20 protein-coding genes and 1 other RNA gene are annotated in these 23,532 nt (G+C 64.9%); 11 read left to right on the forward strand and 10 right to left on the reverse strand.

Annotated elements, in window-relative coordinates:
- Positions 1–21: 21 nt before the first annotated feature.
- An RNA gene (gene rnpB, locus NMB41_RS19865) (RNase P RNA component class A) lies at positions 22–377 on the reverse strand.
- A gap of 129 nt (positions 378–506) precedes the next feature.
- Between rnpB and NMB41_RS19870 the strand changes: the two genes are divergently transcribed.
- Entirely contained in the window at positions 507–2,204 is a 1,698-nt protein-coding gene (locus NMB41_RS19870) for a thiamine pyrophosphate-binding protein (protein WP_494379520.1), read from the forward strand.
- A gap of 219 nt (positions 2,205–2,423) precedes the next feature.
- The gene (locus NMB41_RS19875) at positions 2,424–3,185 is read left to right on the forward strand and encodes a DUF4261 domain-containing protein (RefSeq protein ID WP_494379521.1); all 762 of its coding nucleotides are present in this window, start codon (positions 2,424–2,426) and stop codon (positions 3,183–3,185) included.
- Positions 3,186–3,197: 12 nt separating this feature from the next.
- Here the strand turns inward: NMB41_RS19875 and NMB41_RS19880 are convergent, their stop codons facing one another.
- Positions 3,198–3,398: a hypothetical protein gene (locus NMB41_RS19880; RefSeq protein ID WP_494379522.1), complete on the reverse strand. Its 201-nt coding sequence runs from the start codon at positions 3,396–3,398 to the stop codon at positions 3,198–3,200.
- A gap of 272 nt (positions 3,399–3,670) precedes the next feature.
- On the opposite strand from NMB41_RS19880, the gene ftsY reads away from it, so the two are divergent.
- The 5 genes from ftsY to NMB41_RS19905 all read left to right on the forward strand — a co-directional run bounded on the left by ftsY (position 3,671) and on the right by NMB41_RS19905 (position 8,937).
- Positions 3,671–4,822, forward strand: a complete 1,152-nt coding sequence (gene ftsY / locus NMB41_RS19885) for a signal recognition particle-docking protein FtsY (RefSeq protein ID WP_494379523.1) — start codon at positions 3,671–3,673, stop codon at positions 4,820–4,822.
- A 6-nt stretch (positions 4,823–4,828) separates the two neighbouring features.
- Positions 4,829–5,503, forward strand: a complete 675-nt coding sequence (locus NMB41_RS19890; protein WP_494379524.1) for a cell division ATP-binding protein FtsE — start codon at positions 4,829–4,831, stop codon at positions 5,501–5,503.
- Positions 5,500–6,420 carry a permease-like cell division protein FtsX gene (ftsX, locus tag NMB41_RS19895; protein ID WP_494379525.1) on the forward strand — a complete coding sequence of 307 codons (921 nt, stop codon included), beginning with the start codon at positions 5,500–5,502 and terminating at the stop codon, positions 6,418–6,420. Before NMB41_RS19890 ends, ftsX begins: the two co-directional genes overlap by 4 nt.
- 521 nt (positions 6,421–6,941) lie before the next feature.
- Positions 6,942–7,835 carry an RNA polymerase sigma factor RpoH gene (rpoH, locus tag NMB41_RS19900; RefSeq protein WP_494379526.1) on the forward strand — a complete coding sequence of 298 codons (894 nt, stop codon included), beginning with the start codon at positions 6,942–6,944 and terminating at the stop codon, positions 7,833–7,835.
- A gap of 130 nt (positions 7,836–7,965) precedes the next feature.
- A complete protein-coding gene (locus tag NMB41_RS19905; protein WP_494379527.1) occupies positions 7,966–8,937 on the forward strand; it encodes an IS1595 family transposase in 972 nt (323 codons plus the stop codon).
- Between the two features lie 17 nt (positions 8,938–8,954).
- Here NMB41_RS19905 and NMB41_RS19910 read toward each other — a convergent pair whose 3' ends face one another.
- Genes NMB41_RS19910 through NMB41_RS19920 form a run of 3 tightly spaced genes read right to left on the reverse strand, consistent with a single transcriptional unit; the run spans position 8,955 to position 11,974 of the window.
- Positions 8,955–10,226, reverse strand: a complete 1,272-nt coding sequence (locus tag NMB41_RS19910) for an FAD-dependent oxidoreductase (RefSeq protein WP_494379528.1) — start codon at positions 10,224–10,226, stop codon at positions 8,955–8,957.
- 2 nt (positions 10,227–10,228) lie between these two features.
- On the reverse strand, positions 10,229–11,155 hold the full coding sequence (locus NMB41_RS19915; RefSeq protein ID WP_494379529.1) for a quinoprotein relay system zinc metallohydrolase 2: 927 nt from the start codon (positions 11,153–11,155) through the stop codon (positions 10,229–10,231).
- Positions 11,156–11,974 carry a quinoprotein dehydrogenase-associated SoxYZ-like carrier gene (locus tag NMB41_RS19920; RefSeq protein WP_494379530.1) on the reverse strand — a complete coding sequence of 273 codons (819 nt, stop codon included), beginning with the start codon at positions 11,972–11,974 and terminating at the stop codon, positions 11,156–11,158.
- 199 nt (positions 11,975–12,173) lie between these two features.
- On the opposite strand from NMB41_RS19920, the gene NMB41_RS19925 reads away from it, so the two are divergent.
- Both NMB41_RS19925 and NMB41_RS19930 read left to right on the forward strand, forming a co-directional pair.
- The gene (locus NMB41_RS19925; RefSeq protein WP_494379531.1) at positions 12,174–12,782 is read left to right on the forward strand and encodes a PH domain-containing protein; all 609 of its coding nucleotides are present in this window, start codon (positions 12,174–12,176) and stop codon (positions 12,780–12,782) included.
- A gap of 165 nt (positions 12,783–12,947) precedes the next feature.
- Entirely contained in the window at positions 12,948–14,057 is a 1,110-nt protein-coding gene (locus tag NMB41_RS19930; protein ID WP_494379532.1) for a sensor histidine kinase, read from the forward strand.
- Here the strand turns inward: NMB41_RS19930 and NMB41_RS19935 are convergent.
- Together NMB41_RS19935 and pstS are read right to left on the reverse strand one after the other, a co-directional pair.
- The gene (locus tag NMB41_RS19935; protein ID WP_494379533.1) at positions 14,054–17,293 is read right to left on the reverse strand and encodes a hybrid sensor histidine kinase/response regulator; all 3,240 of its coding nucleotides are present in this window, start codon (positions 17,291–17,293) and stop codon (positions 14,054–14,056) included. The genes NMB41_RS19930 and NMB41_RS19935 overlap by 4 nt on opposite strands.
- Before the next feature lie 70 nt (positions 17,294–17,363).
- Entirely contained in the window at positions 17,364–18,407 is a 1,044-nt protein-coding gene (gene pstS, locus NMB41_RS19940; protein ID WP_494379534.1) for a phosphate ABC transporter substrate-binding protein PstS, read from the reverse strand.
- 102 nt (positions 18,408–18,509) lie between these two features.
- Here pstS and NMB41_RS19945 point away from each other — a divergent pair, with 102 nt between their 5' ends.
- Positions 18,510–18,950: a hypothetical protein gene (locus NMB41_RS19945; protein WP_494379535.1), complete on the forward strand. Its 441-nt coding sequence runs from the start codon at positions 18,510–18,512 to the stop codon at positions 18,948–18,950.
- On the forward strand, positions 18,947–20,701 hold the full coding sequence (ggt, locus tag NMB41_RS19950) for a gamma-glutamyltransferase (RefSeq protein ID WP_494379536.1): 1,755 nt from the start codon (positions 18,947–18,949) through the stop codon (positions 20,699–20,701). The genes NMB41_RS19945 and ggt overlap by 4 nt, the downstream gene beginning before the upstream one ends.
- Positions 20,702–20,704: 3 nt before the next feature.
- On the opposite strand, the gene NMB41_RS19955 is transcribed toward ggt, so the two are convergent.
- The 3 genes from NMB41_RS19955 to NMB41_RS19965 are packed head-to-tail and all read right to left on the reverse strand — an operon-like array spanning position 20,705 to position 23,402.
- Complete coding sequence (locus NMB41_RS19955) at positions 20,705–22,138, reverse strand: hypothetical protein (protein ID WP_494379537.1); 1,434 nt, start codon at positions 22,136–22,138, stop codon at positions 20,705–20,707.
- On the reverse strand, positions 22,135–23,007 hold the full coding sequence (locus NMB41_RS19960; protein ID WP_494379538.1) for an ABC transporter ATP-binding protein: 873 nt from the start codon (positions 23,005–23,007) through the stop codon (positions 22,135–22,137). The genes NMB41_RS19955 and NMB41_RS19960 overlap by 4 nt, the downstream gene beginning before the upstream one ends.
- Positions 23,004–23,402: a GntR family transcriptional regulator gene (locus tag NMB41_RS19965; RefSeq protein WP_494379539.1), complete on the reverse strand. Its 399-nt coding sequence runs from the start codon at positions 23,400–23,402 to the stop codon at positions 23,004–23,006. The genes NMB41_RS19960 and NMB41_RS19965 overlap by 4 nt, the downstream gene beginning before the upstream one ends.
- Positions 23,403–23,532: the final 130 nt, after the last annotated feature.

A 23,532-nucleotide genomic window follows, 5' to 3' on the forward strand; every position in this document is an offset into this window, starting at 1 on the left:
GTGTCCCCCTGCTGGTATTCAGTGTAAAGCAGGCCGATAGGCCGGATTCTGTGTAGTGGTTTCCCTTGCGGGACGCCCCTATGACAGCCATTCCTCTAGGCGCCGAATTACTCCGGCGCTCAAGCTTCCTACCCGCACGCTCCGCGAGCAACATCAACGCGTGCCTATTTGGAATTGCTCCGAGTGGAGGTTACCGCGTTTCACCGTAACTTAATACGCTCGTCTCTGTGGCCCTATTCCTCGCCTTATACCTCCTCGGCTTGCGCCGAGCAGGCTTTCAGCGGACGGCCGTTAACCGTCACCCTGCTCTATGGAGTCCGGACCTTCCTCCCGCCAGCACCTTGAGAGTGCCAGCCAGCGGCTGTCTGGCCTGCTTCACGGGGACCATTGTAACCGATGGGGGGTAAGGATCGCGATTTCTGAAATTTGGTGTCGCCATTTGAAAAGCCCCGCCCGCATCGATTGCATAGAATGCCACGATGCCCAACCTAGAGGACACCCGACACATGACGCACCCTTCCCGCACCGGCGGCCAGATCCTGGTCGATGCACTCCACATCCACGGCGTCGACACCGCCTTCGGCGTGCCCGGCGAAAGCTATCTCGATGTGCTCGACGCGCTGCATGACTCTAGCATCCGTTTCATCATCAACCGCCAGGAAGGAGGCGCGGCCTTCATGGCCGAGGCCTACGGCAAACTCACCGGCAAGCCCGGCATCTGCTTCGTCACGCGCGGCCCGGGTGCGACGAATGCCTCGATCGGCGTGCACACGGCCTATCAAGATTCCACGCCGATGATCCTGTTCATCGGCCAGGTCGGCAACGACTTCGTCGACCGCGAAGCCTTCCAGGAAATCGACTACCGCCGCATGTTCGGCGAGATGGCGAAATGGGTCGCGCAGATCGACCGCGCCGACCGCATCCCCGAATACATCGCCCGCGCCTTCCAGGTCGCCACCAGTGGCCGTCCGGGCCCGGTGGTGCTGGCGCTTCCCGAAGACATGCTGATCGAGACCGCGATCGTCGCGGATACGCGCCGCTACCAGCCGGTGCAGGCCGCGCCCGCAGCCGCCCAGATCGACGCCCTGCGTGCGATGCTGGTGGAAAGCCAGCGCCCGATCGTGCTGCTCGGCGGCGGCACCTGGAACGCCCAAGCCTGCGCCGACCTGCAAAGCTTCGCCGAAGCGAACGCGCTGCCGGTGGCCTGCAGCTTCCGCTTCCAGGATTTACTCGATAACGACCATCCGAACTACATCGGCGACGTCGGCATCGGCATCAATCCGAAGCTGGCCGCGCGCGTGAAGGATGCCGATCTCGTGATCGCCATCGGCCCGCGCCTGGGCGAGATGACGACCGGCGGCTATACCCTGCTCGCTTCTCCGGTCCCGAAGCAGCGCCTGGTCCACATCCACGCCGACCCCGAAGAGCTGGGCAGCGTCTACCAGGCCGACCTGATGATCGCCAGCGGCGCACCGCAAATCACTTCCATGCTCGCTGCCATGGCGCCGGTCGATGCTCTCGCCTGGCGCCACACGGTGGCCGAGGCAAAAGCCGATCTCGCCGCCTTCCAGCAGCAGCCGCCGATTTTTAAAGATGGCACGGCGCCCCTCGACCTGTGGCAGCTGGTGCAGGACCTGATGGCCGCGCTGCCGCACGACGCCATCATTACCAACGGCGCCGGCAACTACGCCTCCTGGGCGCACCGCTTCTACCGCTACGGCGGCATGCGCACGCAACTGGCGCCGACCAATGGCGCGATGGGCTATGGCGTGCCTTCGGGCGTGGCCGCGAAAATCGTCGAGCCGGGGCGCACCGTCGTCACTTTCGCGGGCGACGGCGAATTCATGATGACCGGCCAGGAACTGGCCACCGCCGTGCAGTACCGCGCCGGCGTCATCATCATCGTCTTCAACAACAGCATGTTCGGCACCATCCGCATGCACCAGGAAAAAACCTATCCGGGCCGCGTGTCGGGCACCACCCTGCACAATCCGGATTTCGCGGCGCTGGCGCAAGCCTATGGCGCGCATGGCGAAGTGGTCGAGAAGACGGCCGATTTCGCCCCGGCCCTGGCGCGGGCGCTCGAACACGCGAACGGCAAGCAGCTGCCGGCACTGATCGAACTGCGTTATGACGGCAACCTGATTACGCCGAACCTGACGCTGGACGCGATGCGCGAGGTGGCGCAGGCAGCCAAGGCCTGACCCGACGCCGCTCCACCGACAGCCCCTGCCCTGCGGGGGCTTTTTCGTTTCCGGCGCAATGCCTCCCGCATGCCCGCACACCCTTGCATGATTGCCAAAAGCACCATTTTGCCGAACAGGCTATGCTGCTCGGCGGACAGGCTGCTTTACGCAGCCCTTGCGCCGGCAATCATGCGTCCCCCGGGGCGCCGAAGCAGAATAACGAGGAGAGCTAGTACCGTGAGCAACACCCCAGAAGTGGTCCTGTGCATTCCCGGCCCATGGGACAGCAACAAGGCCCTGGTTGACGAAATCGCCGCCAGCGGCACCGGCTATGTCCTGGACGGGACCATGCTGCGCGAACATGACACCGGCTTTGCCTGCGAACTCGTGCTGCAGGCGGCCGACCCCGCACTGGCCGACGATTTCGCCCGGGCCGGCCCGCACTGGGCCAAAACCGAAGCGATGGCCGATATCGACCTGCATGCCACCGTCGCCTACCTGATGGCGCCGGGCGGCTCGCGCGAAGCGGCCGACGCCATGATGCGCGCCGGTGCGGCCCTCATCGACGCCGGCGGCATGGGCGTGAAGGTGGACAGCAGCGGCATCGCCCACGCCCCCGCCTACTGGATCGACATGTGCGAGCAGCTCGACCAGCTGACGGCGCACCGGGCGCTGGTGGTGTACGTGGCCGGCGCCGACGTGTACTCCTGCGGCATGCACAACTTCGGCTTGCCGGAAGCGATTACCAGCGCCAGCGACAAGGCGCAGGCGGCCGACATGCTGCGCTTTTTTACGCGCTATTTGCTCGAACACGCGCCGTCCCTGGCCGACGGCCATACCTTTTCGGTCAGCGAAGGCAAGCAGGTGTACCGGGTCGAGCAGGTTCCCGCGATCGACTACGGCCCAGGCTCGCTGTTCAACAACCCCTACGGCGCCTGGCGCCTGAGCCCGGTGGCAGCGGAAAAGAAGGGCAACTGGTGGGCGCGCAACCGCCAGTAAATACGTTTTTGCTCACGGAGGCAGCAGGGGTTCGAGTTCTGCCGGCAAGGACAGCGGCCCGTCGAACACGCTCTGCTGCTCGGCCGTGGGTTGCGTGAGAAACAAGGCGACCAACGCAATGAAAGCCCAGGCGACGACCTGGCGCAGCGTGGTGGCGGCGCCTGGCGCAAGCTCGCCATCGATAAGGCGCCGGAACAGCGTGGACAGTTTCATGGCTTTCCTTCCTCTGCAGGATTCGATTCCCTCTTACTGTAGACTTCCCCGCACGGGCCTGCCAGTGCGCACGTTTGACGCCCTCCAGGCTGTTGGACAACAGGCGCAGCCGTCCGCCGAACTGTCGCGTTTGCGCACGCTGCAAGCGCCTCCGCAAGCTCCCTTTCGTTGCCGTTTCGTCAGTACGTCCCTCTGGTAAAATACGCGCGACCCATTTCGTCGTGCCGGTGTCCGAACCCGGCATGTGCATGCACTACCTCCACCAGATACCCATGTTTAGTTTCTTTAAAAGAAAAAAAGCCGCCCCCGAAACGCCGGCACCGGAAGCGCTGGAGCAGGCACCCGCTGCGCCTGCGCCTGCGCCTGCGCCTGCGCCCGCCGCCCCCGCGCCTGCCCGTGCGCCTGCCCGTGCTCCTGCTCCCGCTCCTGCTCCTGCGTTGACGCCGGCCCCGGCGCCGCTGCCCCTGCCTGAAGCCGAACTCTTCATCGAGGAGACGGCCGAGCGCCCGGTCAGCGAAGCGGAAAAGAAACGGTCCTGGATGACGCGCCTGAAGGCCGGGCTGTCGAAAACCTCGAGCAACCTGTCCCTGCTGTTCGTCGGCGCGCGCATCGACGAAGACCTGTACGAGGAACTCGAGTCCGCGCTCCTGATGTCGGATGCCGGCATGGACGCGACCCAGTTCTTGCTCGATTCCCTGCGCCGCAAGGTCAAGGAAGACAAGCTGCTCGACGCCGCCGGCGTCAAGGCCGCGCTGAAAAGCCTGATGATCGAGATGCTGGCGCCCCTGGAAAAGCCGCTGGAACTGGGCCGCCATGAGCCGCTGGTGATGATGCTCGCCGGCGTCAACGGCGCCGGCAAGACCACCACCATCGGCAAACTCGCCAAGCACATGCAGCGCTCCGATCAGTCGGTGCTGCTGGCCGCCGGCGACACCTTCCGCGCCGCGGCGCGCGAGCAGCTGATGGTCTGGGGCCAGCGCAACAACGTCACCGTCATCTCGCAAGCCTCGGGCGATCCGGCGGCCGTGGCGTTCGACGCGGTCCAGTCGGGCAAGGCGCGCGGCGTCGACGTCGTCATGGTCGATACGGCCGGGCGCCTGCCGACCCAGCTGCACCTGATGGAAGAGCTGAAAAAGATCAAGCGCGTAATCGGCAAGGGCATGGAGGCCGCGCCCCACGAAATCCTGCTCGTCATCGACGGCAATACCGGCCAGAACGCCCTGGCGCAAGTAAAAGCCTTCGACGATGCGCTGCAGCTGACGGGCCTGGTGATCACCAAGCTCGACGGCACGGCGAAAGGCGGCGTGCTGGCCGCGATTGCGCGCACGCGCCCGGTGCCGGTGTATTTCATCGGTGTCGGCGAAAAGCTCGACGACCTGCAGCCGTTCAGTGCAGAAGAATTCGTCGAAGCGCTGCTGGGATAAACGGCGATGATCGAATTCCACTCCGTTTCCAAGAAATACTCCGTCGACGCCACCGCCTTGCGCGAGGTGTCCCTGAACATCAACAAGGGCGAGCTGGTCTACCTGGCCGGTCCCTCGGGCGCCGGCAAATCGACCCTGATGAAAATGATCGCGGCCATCGAGCGTCCCAGCAGCGGGCGCGTGATCGTGTTCGGCCAGGACATCGGCAAGCTGACACGGCCCGGTATTCCCTTCCTGCGGCGCAAGCTCGGCCTGATCTTCCAGCACCAGCGCCTGCTGAACGACCGCAACATCCTGGCCAATACCATGCTGCCCCTGCTGGTGTCGGGCGCACCAAAAGCCGGCGCCGAACAGCGCGCCCGGGCCGCGCTCGACAAGGTCGGCCTGCTCGACCGCGCGAAAGCGTATCCGCTGGAACTGTCCGGCGGCGAGCAGCAGCGGGTGGCGATCGCCCGTGCCATCGTCAACCGGCCGCAGATCATCCTGGCCGACGAACCGACGGCCAATCTCGACCGCGTGGCGGCGGACAAGGTGCTCGACGCCTTGCGCGCCTTCCACTCGGTGGGCGTGACCTGCCTGATTTCGACCCATGACGAAGAAGTGCTGGACCGCGCGGGACGCGTGATCCGGCTCGAACATGGCCAGCTCGTCCCTGGCGACCGTGTCGGGAGCGCCGCATGAGCCCGTGGTTACGCGAGCACCGTTTCGCGCTCGGCTCGGCGCTCACCACCGTGCGCAAGGCGCCGGGCAGCTTCCTTTTCAACGTCGTCGTCGTCGCCGTCGCGCTGGCGCTGCCGTTTGCCGGCATCACCCTGCTCGACAACGTACGCCCGATGTCGGAACAGCTTTCGGTCGATCCGGAAGTGAGCCTGTTCGTGAAACCGGAGGCCACGCGCGAGGAAGCGCAGTCGCTGGAGCCGCAGCTGCGCCAGATCCTGCAGGGCAGCCAGGCCCGCATCGAATTCGTGCCGCGCGAGCAGGCGCTCGACGACCTGAAGGAGCGCAGTGGCCTGTCCGACGCGCTCGATGCGCTGGGCGGCAATCCGCTGCCCGACAGCTATGTGATGCGGCTGGAAGGCTTCACCACCGCGCTGGACGCCGCGCGCGTCGACGGCATCGTCGAGCAGATGAGCGCCCTGCCCCAGGTCGATACCGTGCAGGTCGATTCGGCCTGGGTCAAGCGCCTGGCCGCCCTGCTCGGCATCCTGCGCCTGGCGCTGCTGCTGCTGGCCATCACGCTGGGCGTGGTCGTGATCGCGGTCGTGTTCAACACGATCCGCCTGCAGGTGCTGACCCAGCGCGAGGAAATCGCCGTCTCCAAGCTGCTGGGCGCGACCGATAATTTCATCCACCGGCCTTTCTATTACACGGGCGCCCTGCTGGGCCTGTGCGCCGGCGCGGTGGCCCTGGGCGCGGTCATGCTGGGCCTGAATCCCCTGAACGGCGCCATTGCCGAGTTTGCGCGGCTGTATGCCTCGGAATTCCAGCTGGCGCCGCTGGGCGCGCTCGAGGCGGGCGGCTTGCTGGCCATCAGCGCGGGATTGGGTTTGACCGGCGCCTTGCTATCGGTGCAACGGCATCTGGCGCGCATGCGCTGAACGTTTCTTTTCGAATGCAAGCGACGGGCGATATGGCGCAGGCTGTATCGCCCGTTTTCAATGGGGGCTTGAACGCCGCCGGCGCATATGGTGCATTTCCACAATTTTTCACGCCCGCGTTTGTAGGCATACGCGCCGCCATCACGCCAGACATCGGCGCACGCACCTGACGATCGCCCTCCTCGGTGCGCCAACTAACAGAAAACGGTCGTCTTGAACCCGTAACCTGAGCCCTGTCCGCTGCCGCAAGCCCGGCACATTTGATCTATCTCAACAGTTATGCAGGGCTCTGCTCTACAGTAAATCGCAGGTTTTCGATTCTCAAAAGAAATACTTTGACGAAACTTAAACGCCCTGCCGTTTCCGGGGGGTCGCTGGCACTCTCACAGGGGGAGTGCTAATATATGTGCTCAAGCGAAGGTAAACAAGGTTTGCAACGTATCCTGCGCGCCGTCGCGCACAGCTTCCGGGATGTCCCGGTCGACTGAATGGATGCAGTAAAGATTACTCTACGGGGAAAAATGATGTCCGCACAATCCGCATTGGTTCCGACCAGCAATCGTGCCCTGAACCTCGGTTTCACTGGGCAGCTCGGTAATATCGACGCGTATATTTCCGCCGTCAACCGTCTGCCGATGCTGACCCACGAGGAAGAGGTCTCGCTGGCCAAGCGGCTGCGGGACGCGAACGATCTGGACGCCGCGCAAAAACTGGTGCTGTCGCACCTGCGCCTGGTGGTGTCGATTGCGCGTGGCTACCTGGGCTACGGGCTGCCGCACGCTGACCTGATCCAGGAAGGCAATATCGGCCTGATGAAAGCCGTGAAGCGTTTCGACCCGAACCAGGGCGTGCGCCTGGTGTCGTACGCCATGCACTGGATCAAGGCCGAGATGCACGAATACATCCTGAAGAACTGGCGCCTGGTAAAGGTCGCCACGACCAAGGCCCAGCGCAAGCTGTTCTTCAACCTGCGCAGCAACAAGGTGGGCCTGGACGCGATGACCCCGACCCAGGTCGACGACCTGGCCAAGCTGCTCGACGTCAAGCGCGAAGAAGTGATCGAGATGGAAACCCGCCTCTCGGGCCGCGACATCGCCCTGGAAGCGCCGACCGACGACGAAGACGACAAGTTCTCGCCGATTGCCTACCTGTCGTCGGACATGCAGGAGCCGACCAAGGTGCTGGAAGCCGAGCAGGTCACGCGCCTGCAGTCCGAAGGCCTGGAAACGGCGCTGGGCAAGCTCGACCCGCGTTCGCGCCGCATCGTCGAAGCGCGCTGGCTGGCGAATGACGACGGCTCGGGTGCGACCCTGCACACGCTGGCTGAAGAGTTCGGCGTGTCGGCCGAGCGGATTCGCCAGATCGAGTCGGCGGCATTGAAAAAGATGAAAGGTGCGCTGGCGGCGTTTGTGTAAGCAGCCAGGCATCGAGCAGGACACGGCGGCCCCGCGAGGGCCGCCTTTTTATTGGCGCTGTTCGCGTTAAGTGTGGAATTTTCCGGAACGGCTGAGGTCCAACCTCGACCGTAATTAGACCGGAGAAGCCATGCGAGCACGTCCGTTCGATCACTTTCTCAAGCAACTTCCAGCGCTGACCCGGCGCCAGCGCGAGCGCCTGCTTGGGCTGCTCGTGCCGGCGGCCAAACGCGACCAGGCTGTCGACCTGATCGAGCAGGCCGCGGCGCAGCGGATCGCCTGTCCAGGCTGCCATTCGCGCCAACTCCACCGGCACGGGCGCGCGCACGGCCTGCAGCGCTATCGCTGCAAGGACTGCGGCCGCACCTGCAACGCCCTGACCGGCACGGCGCTGGCGCGCCTGCGCCACAAGGAGAGATGGGTCGATTACCTGGGCGGCATGCTCGACTCGCGCAGCATCCGCCGCACCGCTACCGATCTAGGCGTGGCCGGCGCCACCAGTTTTCGCTGGCGCCACCGCTTCCTGAAAGTCAGCAAGGACGACCGGCCGCAATGCCTGGGCGGCATTGCCGAGGCGGACGAAATGTATGTACTGGAGTCGCACAAGGGATCGCGCACGCTCGATCGCCCGCCACGCAAGCGCGGCGGAAAAGCCACAAAACGAGGAATATCGAACGAGCAGGTGTGCGTGCTGGTGGCCCGGGATCGCACCGGCCAGACCCTGGACTGGGTTCCCGGCAACGGAGCATTAACGCTGGCGCAATTGCACCAGCACCTGCTGCCGCGCCTGGAGCGCGATGTCCTGTTGGTGTCCGACGGCCATCCCGCCTACCGGGCCTTCGCACGGCAGGCCGGCATCACCCACGAAGCGGTCAACCTGAAAGCCGGAGTCCGGGTGCGCGGTGCCATCCACGTGCAGAACGTCAACAGCTACCACAGCCGGCTGCGCGGCTGGCTGCAGCCGTTTCGTGGCGTGGCCAGTCGCTATTTGACTAATTACCTGGGCTGGCGCTGGGCGCTCGATGGCGGGCGCATCGGCACGCCAGAGAAATTGCTACGGGCGGCGCTGGGCATTGGGCGCCAGGCGGAATTCCACACTTAACGCGAACAGCGCCTTTTTTATGGGCCGAGCACATCGCTCCAGATCCGCTGCGCCCAGGCATCGGCATCGATCCCTTCCCGCGCCGACGCGTGCTCCGACAGATTGCTTGCGCCGTCCGCCTGCATGCTCTTTTTCGCCGCATCGTAGCGATACAGCGTCGAAATGTGCATGGCCTGCCTGTCGTCGATATAGCTGTAGCAGGTGTTGGCAAAGGCCGGCGCCGGGTCGGGCGCCTGTCCCAGCATCAGGTCGACGATGGCGCGCGCGCAGATCTTCGCCTGGGCATTGGCCATGTGCGCCGACTTGGGCAAGCCGGAGTCGATCGCGTCGCCGATCACGTGAATGTGCGGCGAGACCGCCGATGCATAGGTGAGGAAGTCGACCTCGCACCAGCGCCGCTCGATATTCGCCAGGCCGCAATCAAGCGCAATCCTGCCGGCCCGCTGGGGCGGAATGATGTTCAGCACGTTCGACCTGACCGTATCGAAGGCCGTCCTCACCGTTTTGTTCGCCACCTCGACCTGCTGCAACTCGCTGCCGGGCATGTAGTCGATCATGCCCGGATACAGATCGCGCCATGCCCGTTCGAACAGCGCGCGTTTCGACGTAATCACGGGATTGGCATCGAGCACAATGACCTTGGAGCGCGGCTTGTGCTTCTTGAGGTAGAACGCGGCCAGGCAGGCACGCTCATACGGCGCGGGCGGGCAACGATAGGGCTGCGGCGGCACCACGATCGTGAACACGCCGCCATTGGGCATGGCGAGCAGCTGCCGGTGCAGGTTGCGCGTTTGCGGCCCCGCTTTCCAGGCATGCGGGATCTGCTGCTGTGCGTCCGCGAGCTGCGGAAAGTCGTCGTAGATGAAGTCGATGCCGGGGGCCAGGACCAGGCGGTCGTAGGCCAGCGTTTCCTTGCTTGCCAGGACGATGCGCTGTTTATCTGCATCGATTGCCGTCACGCTGCCGCGCAGGAATGTGATGCCATGCTGCTGGCGCAGCGCATCGTAGCCAAAGGTCAGCTGCTCGAGCGTTCTCTGGCCACCCAGCACGCGGTTGCTCACCGGGCAAGAGGTGAACGCGGCGTTCTGGTCGACCAGGATGACCTCGATGCGCCCGCCACTCAGGCTGCGCAGATACCTGGCCGCGGTCGCGCCGCCATACCCGGCGCCCACGACAACCACCCGCCCCAGCCTCGCATGGCCGGATCGGCCGCGCTTGCCGAATGCCCCGGCCAGCGCTGGCCAGGCCGTTCCGGCCAGGGCGTATGCAAGCACCTCGCGCCTGCGCATCCTTATTCCCATTCCAGGGCGGGATACAGCAGGTTGACGTTGCGCCGGTTGACGACGTCGAACAATTGCCAGCGCCCGCGTTCGGCGGCGGCGGCTTTCTCCATCGTCTCGCTCATGCCGCTGCCCTGTCCTATGCCGGCGCGAACGTCGCGCAGCAAGGCCGCCAGGTAGTCGCGCTGCCTGGCCAGCGCCCCGTTTTTATCGCGGGTGACGGGGCCGTGTCCGGGAATGGTGGCCGCTGCCGGCAGCTGCTGCAAACGCTCGATCGCAGCGAGCCAGCCCTTGACGTCGCCGTCGATGGAAGGGGTACGCTCGATAAAGAGCAAATCGCCCGTCCACAGGGTGCCGCTGGCGCTATCGAGCACGGTGAGATCATGGTTGGTATGCGCGTTCGGCCAGGCTTGTAACTCGAGCCTGCGCCGGCCCAGGTCCAGGCTCAGGCGGTCCTGCACGGCGATGCTCGGCGGGACCAGCCGGCTCTGGTGCGCCGCCGCTTCTCCCAGCTGCTTTTTGAGGTTGCGCATATAGGCGTCGCTGCGTGCGCCCATCGCCTGCGCCAGCATGGCATGGCCGATGAATTGCGGCTGCATGCCGTCAGCGGCATCGATGAAGGCGGCGTTGCCGAAGACGTGGTCGGGGTGTCCATGCGTATTGATCACATAGCGAATCGGCAGCCGCGTGACGGCGCGCACCGCTTCTTTCAGGGCCATGCCGACGGCGTAGGAGCCGCCGGTATCGATGACGGCGACCGCCTCGCTGCCGACCACGAAGCCGATGTTGGCGATATCGCCATCGTACCCATCCTCGAAATCCTGATGCTTCCCGATGTGCACGTACACGCCGGGTGCGACCTGGTCGACGCGCAGCGGCGCCGCGCCGGCCTGCGCGGCGACAGCGGCCAACAGCCAGGCCACGAGGAGCCAGCGCATCTAGCCTCCGACGGCGAAGGATTGGCGGAAGGTGGCGCCGCGGTTGTCGCGTATCACGACTTGCAGGTCGCCGGGCTGGTCGGCGAGGAAGCCGAACTGGATGAAGGGATCTTCGCTGATGCCGATTGCGGTATCGGCCGCCAGTACCGGCTTGCCGTTGAAGCTGACGTCGATCTTGTCGATATAAAACGCCGGTCGGTAGCCGTGCGTGTTCAGGTCGCGCTGCAAACCCGTGTACATCGGATGCTTGATCAGGAGCCTGGCTTTGCTGACCTGTCCGCGCCTGAATGGCCCGTCGAGCGCGATCTTCATTTTCCCTGCTGCGGCCAGCGCTGCCGCATTGTCTCCCCCGACCGGACCGCCGCAACCGCCGGAGGCTTTCACGGTGGTTGAATTCACATACAGCTTGCCATCGCTCGCTTCGGCAACGACGTGTACCAGCGAATCGGATTCAAAGCGGATCCTGGTGGACAGCTCGGCCTTGCCGCTCTGCGGGTTGAAGTGAAAGACCGCCGTCAGGGGCACCGGATTTTCATCGACGAACAGGGTGACCGACTTGATGTAACGGCTCGCCGTCATCGGGTGGTCGATGCTGAACGCGAAGGGCACCTGTTCGCCGCTGGGCGCGCGCGAGGGCGCGGTCAAGTGGATGAAGGGCGCCTCCTGCAGTGTCTTGCCCGGGAAGTGAGCCTGCTGCAATGCGCTCCAGGACGTGCCGGCCGCCTGGGCGAGCGCCCACTGCGGACACACCGGCAAGGCCAGCGCCCCCAGGCCGAGAGAAAGAATCAGGCGGCGCTTGCCGTGGTGACGATTTTTCATAAAATCAACCTGTATCCATGGTGGATGCACGATGTTTCTGCTCGATCCGGCACGCCAGGCTGCACGCGTCGCAATGATGACTATAACGCATGACACCCTTGCATGCGCAAAGCAGTGTCGCGGATCGGGATGGCCCTCCTCCTGTTTCCCTTAACTAATTAGTGCTAATGTCACTACTTTCCCTCACACAAGGACGATCATGTTCAAGAAACTGGCGGCGGAAGCACTGGGCATCAGCGATATCGGCGTCATCGTCGGACCGGCTGAATACAGCAAGGTCGATGCCGACGATTACCTGTTCAGCGAAGACGGCGAGCAGATCTTCTTTCTCATCAAAAGCAAGAAGGACGAGTACTGCTTCACCAATCTCGCGCTGATCCATGTGGACGGCGACTCGGCAGTGTCGTCGAAGCGCTCGATCAAGCGCTACGATTACGCATCGCACCTGGTGTCGAGCGTCAGCATCGAAACGGCAGGCACGCTGGACATGGACATCGAGCTCAAATTCAAACTCGATAACACGGTGTTCTCGATCGACGTCAAGAAGGCCTTCATCGAGCAGCTCAAGGACATCTACAAAGCCTTGATCTCGATTGGAAAACAGCAGCAGCGCGATGCCGTCTGCCGCGACAATGCCTTGCGCACGCTCGACGCCACCGCGTCCGTCCACAAGCTCAATATCGCCCCGGGCGCGGGCAGCCTGGTGAGCCAATACGGCGAACTGCTGGCGGCCTTGAACACGGCCATGTTAGACACCCACACGAAGCGCGATTTCAGCGACGTGTTCGTCAAATACATTCACAACTGAGGCGTCGGTCGTTGCTACCCCGCTGGGAAGAGACAGAATTTCGAAAATTCATCAATTTCGTCAATATTTTAGGCTCGCATCCAAATTTACGTAGGATAATGCTTACATCGAGGCCGGCTTGCCGGACTCAGTGTGGTCCACAACCTACTTCATCTGGATGCCATCATGCCCTCTTCACGCGCAGAGCGGGACCAGCCTGTCGATCTCGAACTATTTGAGAACAGTCCCGACTGTATCAAGATCTTGCATCTCGACGGCACCATCAGATCGCTGAATGCCGGTGGGAAAATTGCGTTGGAGCTCGAGCATGCAGCGCAACTCGATGGCATGAGCTGGTCCAGTCTATGGCCGGGCAGCGAACAAGCAAGGGTGGAACAGGCCGTTGCCGCAGGACGCATGGGCAAGCGTACGCAATTGCTCGCCTTCTGCCCGACCGCGAAAAATACGCCGCGCTGGTGGGATGTCGTGGTCACGCCCATCAAGGGCGCCGCGCACGACATGGCGGGATTGCTAGTGGTCTCGCGCGATGTCACGGAACTGGTCCAGGCCAGGGAAGAACTGGTGCGTGTCAACGCGCAGAAGGATACCTTCCTGGCAACGCTCTCGCACGAATTGCGCAATCCCCTGGCCGCGCTGGCCATGGCGGCCAAAGTGCTCGAGACCACGCATGGCGGCAATCCCCAGCTGAGCAAGATCAGCCAGTTGATTGAGCGTCAGGTCGGCGTCATGGGGCGGCTCACAGAGGACCTGCTCGACGTGTCGCGCATTACGCGCGGGCAGATCAACCTGCAGCTGGAAGAAGTCGATGTGCGCGATATCGTCCATGATGTGCGCGAACAGCTGGAACCGATGCTGGCGTCCAAACGACAAGCCTTGCGGGTCGCGGTCCCGGCCTTGCCGGCACGGGTAAGGGGCGACCGCATGCGCCTGGGTCAGGTGCTGGGCAACCTGGTGGCCAACGCCTCGCGTTATTCGCCGCCCCAGTTGCCGATCGAGGTCGCCGTCACGGTCACTGAAGAACACGCCATCGTCGCGGTGTCGGATAGCGGGAAAGGCATCGCCGGCGGCATGATGCCGACCCTCTTCGATCTGTTTTCCCAGGCCGAAGCCGGTACCGACCGCAAGGGCTCGGGCATCGGCATGGGCCTGGGCATCGTCAAGGGACTGGTCGACCTGCATGGCGGCAGCGTGACCGCCGCCAGTGAAGGCCTGGGACTAGGCAGCCGGTTCACGGTCGCCCTGCCCCTGGCCGACCGCCGCCGCGCTGCGGCCTAGGAACTCCTGCCCGCCAGGGCGGCACTGAGTGCATCGACGTCGTAGGGCTTGCTCAGCATGACCGAGCGCTCCAGGCTGGTCGTGGCGCTGCGCCCGGATGCGAAGACGACGGCCAGCTCCGGCGCCAGCGCGCGCGCAGCAGCGGCCAGCTGCTCGCCCGACATGCCGGGCAATTCGAGGTCGGTCATGAGGACGTCGGCCGAGGCCAGGGCTGGCAGGGCCAGCGCTGCCTCGCCGTTGGCCGCCGCGCTCACCGAATGGCCCAGCAGTTCGAGCAGTTCGGTGGTCGTAGCGCGCAGCGACTCGTCGTCTTCGACCAGTACGATCCTGAGCGCGGCGGGCGCCGTGCGCTCATGCCTGGCCTGGCTGCGTGCCTGGGCCAGGTCGCGCGCGGCGCCGCTGCGCTGGTCGCGGTTGGCCAGCACATGGCGGATTTTCGACGCGAGCGCGGCCCGCGTATAGGGTTTGCCCAGCAAATCAACGCCGGGATCGAGCCGCCCGCCGTGGACGATGGCGTTCTCGGTATAGCCAGAGGTGAACAGCACCGCCAGGTTCGGAATCGCTTCACGCGCCTTGCGCGCCAGGTCGGGACTGCGCAAGGGGCCCGGCATGACCACATCGGTAAACAGCAGGTCGATCGGGATGCCGCTCGAGACGATCGCCATTGCACTGGCGGCGTCCGCCGCCTTCAGCACCCGGTAACCCAGCTCGCCCAGCAATTCGACCACGGTCTCGCGCACGCCCTCGTCATCCTCGGCCACGAGGATGGTTTCGGTACCGCCGGTGGGCTCGCGCAAGTCGACCGGATCGAGCGCGTCTTCCACTTCGAGCGAACGCGGCAGGTACATCTTGACGGTCGTACCCAAGCCGACTTCGCTATAAATCTTTACATGGCCACCGGACTGCTTGGCGAAGCCGTACACCATCGACAGGCCCAGGCCGGTGCCCTTTCCTTCCGGCTTGGTCGAAAAGAACGGTTCGAAGGCTTGCGCAATGATCTCGGGGGGCATGCCCGAGCCGGTATCGCTGACGGCGATCATCACGTACTGGCCGGGCGTCACGTCCGGCTGCGTCCTGATGTAATCGTCGTCGAGCTTGGCGTTGCCGACCTCGATGGTCAGCTTGCCTACGCCGTCCATGGCGTCGCGCGCATTGATGCTGAGGTTGAGGATGGCGTTTTCGACTTGCGAAATATCGACGAAGGCATTCCACAAGCCAGCCTGGATCACTGTCTCGAGCTCGATTTCCTCGCCCAGTGCGCGGCGCAGCATGTCGTCCATCGCGGCGACGTTGCGGCCGATGCGCACCACCTTCGGTTCGAGCGCCTGGCGGCGGCCGAAAGCGAGCAGCTGGCTGGCCAGCTTGGCGCCGCGCAGCACCCCGCCCATCGCATTCTCGACACGGCGCTGCGCCCGCGGGTTGGTGGCCACGTCGGTGCCGAGCAGCTGCAGGTTGCCGGCAATGACTTGCAACAGGTTGTTGAAGTCGTGCGCGACACCGCCGGTCAGCTTGCCGATCGTCTCCATTTTCTGCGATTGCTGCAAGGCCTGTTCGGTGCGCCGCATGGCGGCGGCGGCTTCACGCTCGGCCGTCACATCGCGCGCGACGGCATGGATGAAGCTGGCGTCCGGTGCTGCGGACCAGGCCAGCGTGCGGTAACTGCCGTCGCGGTGGCGGTAGCGGTTCTCGAAACTGAAGGTGGTCTGGCCCCCGCTCAGCCCGCCCACTTCGCGCAGCGTCGCTTCCACGTCGTCGGGATGCACGAGCGCCAGGAAGGGGCTGCCCACCAGGCTCGCTTCGCTCCAGCCGAGCACCGCGGTGAATGCAGGATTGACCGCGACGATGTTCGATTCGAAATCGGCCACCAGCATCAGTTCCGTCGAGAGCAGCCAGATGCGGTCGCGCTCCGCCGTGCGCTGGCTGACCTGGTCAGCCAGGGTGTCGTTCAGGGTTGCCAGCGCACGGGCGGCCGCCTTCTGGTCTTCGATGTCGGTATTCGTGCCGACCCAGCGCGTGATGGCGCCGGTCTCGTCGCGAATCGGCAAAGCGCGCCCCAGGTGCCAGCGGTAACTGCCATCGCGGTCGCGCAGGCGAAACTCGATCTCGTAGGTGCTTCCGCTGGCCAGCGCATTCCCCCATGCCGCTGCCGCCGCTTTGATGTCGTCGTCATGCACCATGCTGGTCCAGCGCCCGCCATCGAGTTCTCCCTGCTGGTAGCCGGAATAGCTGTACACGCGCTCGTTGTACCAGTCCAGGACGCCGTCCGGCGGCGCCGCCCAGACCTGGTTCGGCAAGGCCTGGGCCAGGGTGCGGAACAGGGTTTCGCTGGCGCGCATGGCTTGCTCGGCCAATACCCGGTCACTGACGTCGGCACCCTGGACGAAGATGCCGTAGACAGCGCCGGCCTCGTCGCGCAAAGGCTGGTAGACGAAGTCGACAAAGCACTCCCTGGCCGGCAAGTCACCCGCGGCACCGACGGAAAACGGCGTGGCGACGCCGGCAGAGGCCTCGCCGCTCGCGTACAGGCTGTCGAGCAGGTCGCCGAAGCCTTGCGCGACCGCTTCCGGCAACGCCTCCGCCAGGGTCTTGCCGACCACATCGCGCCGGTTCACGAGCGTCAGGTAGGCCTGGTTGGCATGGGCGAAGCGGTGCTGCGGGCCTTCGAGCATTGCCATGAAACCGGGTGCCTGGTCGAACATCGCCTGCAGGCGCGTGTGTTCGCTCTTGAGGAAGCGCTCGACGCGCACCTCGTCGCTGGTGTCTTCCACCATGGCCATCACGCCCACCGGCACGTGGTCCTCGCCGATGATGGGCGAGTAATGCAGGTTGAACCAGATCTGCTCGTCGCGGCCCTCGCGGTGCAGGGTCAGTTCCTGATTGGCGTAGTGCAGAGTTTTGCCGGACATGCACACATGCATGACCTGGTCGTTGAAGGCACGCGCTTCGGGCCAGGCGTCGCGCACCTCGACCCCGAGCAGGGCCGGGTGCTTGTCGCGGGCAATCTCCGCGTAACCGCTGTTATAGATCAGCACCCCGCTCTCGCCCCACATCGTGGCGATCGGGAACGGAGAGTGAAGGATCAGCGAGACCGTGCTTTTGACGCTTTGCGGCCAGGTGTCGATGGCGCCGAGCGAGGTTGCAGACCAGTCGTGGCGGGCAATGAGGGCACCGAGCTCGCCCGTGTTATCGAGAAACGACAGCGGCGCGGGCGAGGGCTGGATGCACAGATCGGTCATTCGGCGTAGAGGACAAGGGGCGGCTCACGATTATACGTGAATGCCCGCCGCGTCCCGGTCCGCCTGCGTATCAGTAAATCGCCGCGCCCGAACCATCCTTCAGCTGGGCTTTCCATGCGCCCTGCACCAGCTTGACGACAGACTCGGGCATCGGCACGTAGTCCAGTTCCGCCGCTGCGGCGTCGCCGTTCTTGTAAGCGTAGTCGAAGAATTTCACGACCTCCTTACCCTTGGCTGCGTCAGCCTGGGCCTTGTGCATCAGGATGTAGGACACGCCCGTGATCGGCCAGCTGTTTTTTCCCGCAGTATCGGTCAGGACCACGGCGAAGCCCGGGGTCTTGGTCCACTCGGCGCTGGCGGCGGCGGCCTTGAAATGTTCGTCGTCAGGCTGCAGGAACTGGCCGTCCTTGTTCTTCAGCTGGGTGTGCGACAGCTTGTTCTTCTTGGCGTAAGCCCACTCGACATAGCCGATCGAGCCCTTGATGCGCTGCACGTTGGCGGCGACGCCTTCGTTGCCCTTGCCGCCTACGCCGGTGGCCCACTTGACGGCCGTGCCGGCGCCGATTTTCGACTGGAATTCCGGGCTGGTCTTCGACAGGTAGTCGGTGAACAGGAAAGAGGTACCCGAGCTGTCGGCGCGGTGCACGACGGTGATGTCATCGGCCGGCAGCTTCACGCCGGGATTCAAGGCGGCGATTTCAGGCGCGTTCCACTTGGTGATCTTGCCGAGGTAGATGTCGGCGATGAGCGGGCCGGTCATCTTGAGCTGGCCCGGCGTCACGCCTTCGACGTTGACGACCGCGACCACGCCGCCCATGATGGCCGGGAACTGCATCAGGCCCGCTTCTTCGAGTTCGGCGGCTTTCAGGGGCATGTCGGAGGCGCCGAAGTCGACGGTTTTCGCCTTGATCTGCTTGATGCCGGCGCCCGAGCCGACCGACTGGTAGTTCATGCCGTTGCCGGTGGCGCCCTTGTACATCTCGGCCCACTTCGCGTAGATCGGGTAGGGGAAGGTCGCGCCCGCGCCCGTCACGTCGGCGGCGAAGCTTGAAGCCATCATCATCATGGCAGCGGCGCCGGCGATCATCGTTTTGAACATGTGCTTGGTTTTCATTTTGTCGTCGCTCAGGGTGGGTAAGTGATGGACGCAGTCTAGCCACCGAATATGACGGCAATGTGACGCCTTCCCACGCGCCCGCACCCCAGCCTTTTTGCTATGCTCGCCCTACCGACACGACCATTCACCGCGATGCGCCACCTGCTGTTTCCCATCGTTTGCGCCACCCTCGCCGCCTGCGCCGCGCCGGCCGCGCCGCTCCCCGAGCGCAGCTTCACGCTCGAGCGGGGACAAGCCGTGGACCTGGCGCCCGGCCTCAGCCTGCGTTTCGACGAGGTGGAGGACAGCCGCTGCCCGCCGGGCGTGCAGTGCGTCTGGGCCGGCAAGCTGAGCTACCGCTTCAGCATCCGGCGCGCTGGCGCCGCGCCTGAAACCTTCACGCTCTCGCCCGCCGCGCCCGGTGCCACACCCAAGGCGGTCGACGGGCGCCGCATCGTGCTCGATGAAACGACCATCCCCGCCCCGCCCGCGCCCGGCGCCTCGCTTGTCTACCGCGCCACCATCCGCATCGTCCCTTCCAACTCGCCCACCACTCCATGACCCGATCCGCGACCGCCCTCACCTGCACGCTTACCCTTTCCATCATCCTGCACGCGCCGCTGGCGCTCGCCAAAACGCCCGTTGCCACCGGCACCGGCGGCGCGGTGGCCAGCATCAGCGAACAGGCCTCGCAATCGGCGCTCGCCATCCTCAACAAGGGCGGCAATGCGATCGATGCGGCGGTGGCCGCGGCGGCGACGCTGGGCGTAACCGACCCGTTCAGTTGCGGTATCGGCGGGGGCGGCTTCATGGTGATTTACCTGGCCAAGGACAAGCGCGTGATCACGATCGATCACCGCGAAACGGCGCCAAACTCCTTCACCCCGGCGGCATTCCTGAACAACGGTATAGAGATCGATTTCGAGCTGGCGGTGGCCAGTGGCGCAGCCGTTGGCGTTCCCGGCACGGTGCGCGGCTGGCACGAGGCGCTGGAGCGCTACGGCAGCATGAATTTCAAGCAGGTGCTGGCGCCGGCCATCGACGTGGCCACCAAAGGCTTTACGACGAGTGAAATTTTCTCTCATTTAACGCGTGAAAATGAAAGGAAATTTCAGCAGTTCGCCCCGACGAGCGCGCTCTACCTGAAGAACGGCAAGGCGCTCCCGGCCGGCACCGTGCTGCGCAACCCCGGCATGGCCAAGGCCTACCGCGAGATCGCCGCCCGCGGCCAGCGCGCCTTTTACGAAGGCCCGATGGCGCGCGCGATCGTCGACGCCGTCAACCAGCCGCCGGTCGCCAACGGCGCCAGCGTGCGCGCCGGCCGCATGACGCTGGCCGACCTGGCCAACTACGAAGCGCGCATCCGCCAGCCCGTCGCCAGCACCTACCGCGGCTATGAACTCTACGGCATGCCGCTGCCGAGCAGCGGCGGCGTGACGGTGGCCGAGGCGCTGAATATCCTGGAAGGCTACGATTTGAAGGCCATGCCGCGTGCGCAGGCCGAGCACCTGTACCTGGAAGCGAGCCGCCTCGCCTTTGCCGACCGCAACGCCTATCTCGCCGATCCCGAATACGTCGATGCGCCGGTCGCCGGCCTGCTCTCGAAACAGTTCGCGGCGCAGCGCCGTGCGTCGATCGACCCGCAGCGCGCCGCAGCGATTGTCGCGGCCGGCGACCCGTACGCGTACCAGGAGGACCAGAGCATTCCCCTGCGTCCGCAAGCGCGCCCGCTGCAAAGGGAGAACGCCCACACCACCCACTTTACGGTCTCGGACAAGGATGGCAATGTGGTCTCCTACACCTTCACCATCGAGTCCTGGGGCGGCAGCGGCATCGTGGTGCCGGGCTACGGCTTCCTGCTCAATAACGAGATGACCGATTTCGATTTTTCCGGCCCGCGCCCGAACGTGCCGGAAGCCGGTAAACGTCCGCGCAGCAGCATGGCGCCGACCATCGCCCTGAAGGACGGCAAGCCGGCCTTTACCATCGGCAGCCCGGGCGGTTCGACCATCATCACCACGGTCCTGCAGACGATCGTGAACTATGTCGACTTCGGCATGACCATGGATGCCGCGATCAATGCGCCGCGCCTGTCCGAACGCAATGGCGCAACGACCTCGGTCGAACCAGGCTTCGCCGCATCGAGCCAGGCGCGCGGCCTGGAAGCCTTCGGCCACAAATGGGAAACGCCGCCCGAGGAAATCGGCGCGGCGAATGCCATCGTCTTCAATCCCGATGGCACCGTGACCGCGGTCAGCGAAGGCAAGCGCCACGGCGTCGGCACGGCGCTGGTACAGCGCAAGGGCCACTGAAGCTCAGGCCAGGCGTCCCACAGGGAAAGCATGCGAGGTCCCACGAAGCCGGCGCCAGCGCCATGATACCGCGCCGAGCGCCAGCACCATCGATGCCAGCGCGGCCAGCGGCAGCACCGGCGTACCCAGCAAGTAGCCTGCGACCGCACCGGCAAGAAAGCACAAGCCGATCGAGACGAGCAGCCACAGGAACAGCCCCCACACGTCGCTGCCGCTGCGGGTGTCACGGCCGTAATCGCGCAGGGTCGAAGCGAGAATCGGCAGGGTCAGGCAGCACATGCAGGCCTGCATCCAGAGGGTGGTGCCGGAAGCCCCGCTGATGGCAACAAGCGCCAGCACCATGGCCGAGGTGCCCGCCCAGTCGATCAGCCCGGTGCACAGCATGCGCGCGGCCAAACGGCGGTTGAACGCGTCCGCAGCGCCCGGCATCAGCGGCGCCAGCCGCACCAGGTTTTGCTCGCCGTACGTGGCCGCCACACGCATGAGACGCTGTTCCTGATCGCGTAACTGGAAAATCAGCGCCCAGGAAATGCCGACCCAGCTGCCACCTGCGATCGTCGCCAGCGTGCCGGCGCTCGCCTGCTCGCGCAACAGGGCCATGGCGACGGCCGCGCCGCCGACGATCGTCAGCAACGCCAGGCAGCGCTGCGTCCAGTGCACGGCCGGGCCGAGCACGTGCATCAGGAGCGCGCCGCCATGATGGCGGGCGACATCGCGGCGCAGCGCGGCCCCATACAACCACTCGCCCACGCGCGGGAGGTGCGCTGCCTTTAACTGCCCTTCCTTGCCTGCCTGACCGCTAGCCTGTTTCTGCGCATTGCGCAGACTGAAATGGCGCTCGCCGCCCTGCGCAAACATCATGTCGAGCGTGTAAGTGCCCAGGGCCAGCATCAGCATGGCCAGCACCACAAGGACAACAGGCGTTGCCAGCAGCGCCAGCCACTGCGCCGGAATGACCGGCTGCATCACGAACAGGATCGGCAGCAGGAACTGGAGCCATGGGCCGGCGCGGTGACCGCTGCGTGCCATGCCCTGTGCGATCAGCCCTAGGCCGATGCCGAAAAAAGCCAGGTGGGCGGGAATCCGGGTGCCCAGCGTCAGCATCGCACCCAACAGGGTGGCGCATACCCAGACCGATACGGTCAACTGCCTGGCGCGGCAGCGCATGCGTGGCACCAGCACCGCATTGGCAGGCGTATTGAGCTTGATCGCACCGGGAATGAAATACATCAGCACGCCCAACACCAGCAGCAACGACGCGGCACGCAGTGCGTACACCAGCGTCTCGAGCATGTCGCCCGTCTTGACGAATACCAGTGCGCCCACGAACAGCGCGAACAGCAGCGCGGATATGGACACCCAGACATTCGCATACGGATGGCGCGTTGTCAGCGCCGCGCGCCACAACAGGGCGAAGTCCCTCAGCGCGGAACTCATTGCGTCACCTCGATGAACAGGTCTTCCAGGCTCAGGCTTTCAACGCGCACGCCGGCTTGCGAGGCGAGCGCGCCGAGTGCCGCGCCGCCGTGCGTGACGACGCTGACCGAGCCGTCACGGCCACGCTGGCGCCGCACTTCGCCGGCTACCCTTACGCCATCGAGCACGGCGCCCGGGCCCACCACGCGCCGGGCGCCCTCGATCAGTTCGTCGAGCCGGCCCTGCAGCGCGATCTTGCCGTCCTTGAGGAAGGCGACATCAAGGGCGACCCTTTCCAGGTCCGACAGGATGTGGGTCGAGAAGACGACCGTGGTGCCGCGCTCGATCACGCCGTCGATCAGTTCGCGCAGGAAGTCGCGCCGCCCGACCGGGTCGAGGCTCGACACCGGCTCGTCGAGGATCAGCAGGTCCGGGTCGGGCCCGAGCGCGCGCACGATCGACAGGCGCTGTTGCTCGCCACCCGAGAGCTTGCCGATCGCCGTGCTCTGCCTGGCCTGGTCGAAGCCCCAGCGCGCGAGCAGCCCGTTGACCTTGGCCTCGTTCCAGCGCGGGTAAAGCGCCTTGAAATAGTCCAGCATCTGGCGCGGCGTCATCCAGTCGAACAAATCCGACTTCTGCGGCACATAGCCGATCCGGGCGCGGGTGGCATCCGTCAGGGCATTCACGTTTTCGCTGTAGAGTGTGACCGACCCACTATCCGTCTCGCGCAGGCCGAGCAGGCATTCGAGCAGGGTCGACTTTCCGGCTCCGTTGCGCCCCAGCAGGCCGATCACCTGGCCCGGCATCACCTGCCAATCGACGCCATTCAAGACGAGCTCGCTGCCAAATTGCTTGCGGATCGAAGTAAGCCGGACGATCGGGGTGCTCATGCTAGTTCCTTCAGGATGTGGGTGAAGAGGGAGAGGACGGTCTCGGGATCGAGTTCCAGCTGGCGCGCTTCGATTGCCGCGCGTTCGAGAATGGGACGCAGGAGTTCGGCGCGTTCGGCGCTGCTGTGCTCCCTGCCCGCCCGTTCGGCTACGACCATCCCCATGCCGCGCCGGCGCGTCAGCAGGCCTTCCATCTCCAACAGGCTGTAGGCCTTGGAGACGGTCATGGGATTGAGCGCAAGCGACTGCGCCACTTCGCGCACCGAGGGCATGCCGTCGCCGGGCGCCATCTGGCCGGCGGCAACCAGCCGGCGCACCTGCTCGACGAGCTGGCGGTAGATGGGTTCGGAGGAGCCGGTCGAGATCGAAAACAGCTGGGCAGTGTGGGTGTACATGGCGTCTAGTGTATTAGTTGATTAATACAGTAGACGCAGCTTGGCGCGGTGTCAACAAGAATATTGAACACGATTGACCCGCTATCGATCCCGGCAACCATCATCGCCCCGACCCAGCAGGCGTATGCTG

The sequence above is a fragment of the Massilia sp. FBCC-B171 genome, from assembly GCF_059134155.1.

Coding starts and splice junctions, on each gene's coding strand:
- NMB41_RS19915 (WP_494379529.1), bottom strand. CDS start 11,155: ATGCGCTGGCTCCTCGTGGCCTGGCTGTTGGCCGCTGTCGCCGCGCAG.
- NMB41_RS19930 (WP_494379532.1), top strand. CDS start 12,948: ATGCCCTCTTCACGCGCAGAGCGGGACCAGCCTGTCGATCTCGAACTA.
- NMB41_RS19965 (WP_494379539.1), bottom strand. CDS start 23,402: ATGTACACCCACACTGCCCAGCTGTTTTCGATCTCGACCGGCTCCTCC.
- NMB41_RS19920 (WP_494379530.1), bottom strand. CDS start 11,974: ATGAAAAATCGTCACCACGGCAAGCGCCGCCTGATTCTTTCTCTCGGC.
- NMB41_RS19890 (WP_494379524.1), top strand. CDS start 4,829: ATGATCGAATTCCACTCCGTTTCCAAGAAATACTCCGTCGACGCCACC.
- NMB41_RS19955 (WP_494379537.1), bottom strand. CDS start 22,138: ATGAGTTCCGCGCTGAGGGACTTCGCCCTGTTGTGGCGCGCGGCGCTG.
- NMB41_RS19905 (WP_494379527.1), top strand. CDS start 7,966: ATGCGAGCACGTCCGTTCGATCACTTTCTCAAGCAACTTCCAGCGCTG.
- NMB41_RS19910 (WP_494379528.1), bottom strand. CDS start 10,226: ATGCGCAGGCGCGAGGTGCTTGCATACGCCCTGGCCGGAACGGCCTGG.
- NMB41_RS19925 (WP_494379531.1), top strand. CDS start 12,174: ATGTTCAAGAAACTGGCGGCGGAAGCACTGGGCATCAGCGATATCGGC.
- ggt (WP_494379536.1), top strand. CDS start 18,947: ATGACCCGATCCGCGACCGCCCTCACCTGCACGCTTACCCTTTCCATC.
- rpoH (WP_494379526.1), top strand. CDS start 6,942: ATGATGTCCGCACAATCCGCATTGGTTCCGACCAGCAATCGTGCCCTG.
- NMB41_RS19880 (WP_494379522.1), bottom strand. CDS start 3,398: ATGAAACTGTCCACGCTGTTCCGGCGCCTTATCGATGGCGAGCTTGCG.
- ftsX (WP_494379525.1), top strand. CDS start 5,500: ATGAGCCCGTGGTTACGCGAGCACCGTTTCGCGCTCGGCTCGGCGCTC.
- NMB41_RS19935 (WP_494379533.1), bottom strand. CDS start 17,293: ATGACCGATCTGTGCATCCAGCCCTCGCCCGCGCCGCTGTCGTTTCTC.
- NMB41_RS19960 (WP_494379538.1), bottom strand. CDS start 23,007: ATGAGCACCCCGATCGTCCGGCTTACTTCGATCCGCAAGCAATTTGGC.
- ftsY (WP_494379523.1), top strand. CDS start 3,671: ATGTTTAGTTTCTTTAAAAGAAAAAAAGCCGCCCCCGAAACGCCGGCA.
- NMB41_RS19945 (WP_494379535.1), top strand. CDS start 18,510: ATGCTCGCCCTACCGACACGACCATTCACCGCGATGCGCCACCTGCTG.
- NMB41_RS19870 (WP_494379520.1), top strand. CDS start 507: ATGACGCACCCTTCCCGCACCGGCGGCCAGATCCTGGTCGATGCACTC.
- pstS (WP_494379534.1), bottom strand. CDS start 18,407: ATGAAAACCAAGCACATGTTCAAAACGATGATCGCCGGCGCCGCTGCC.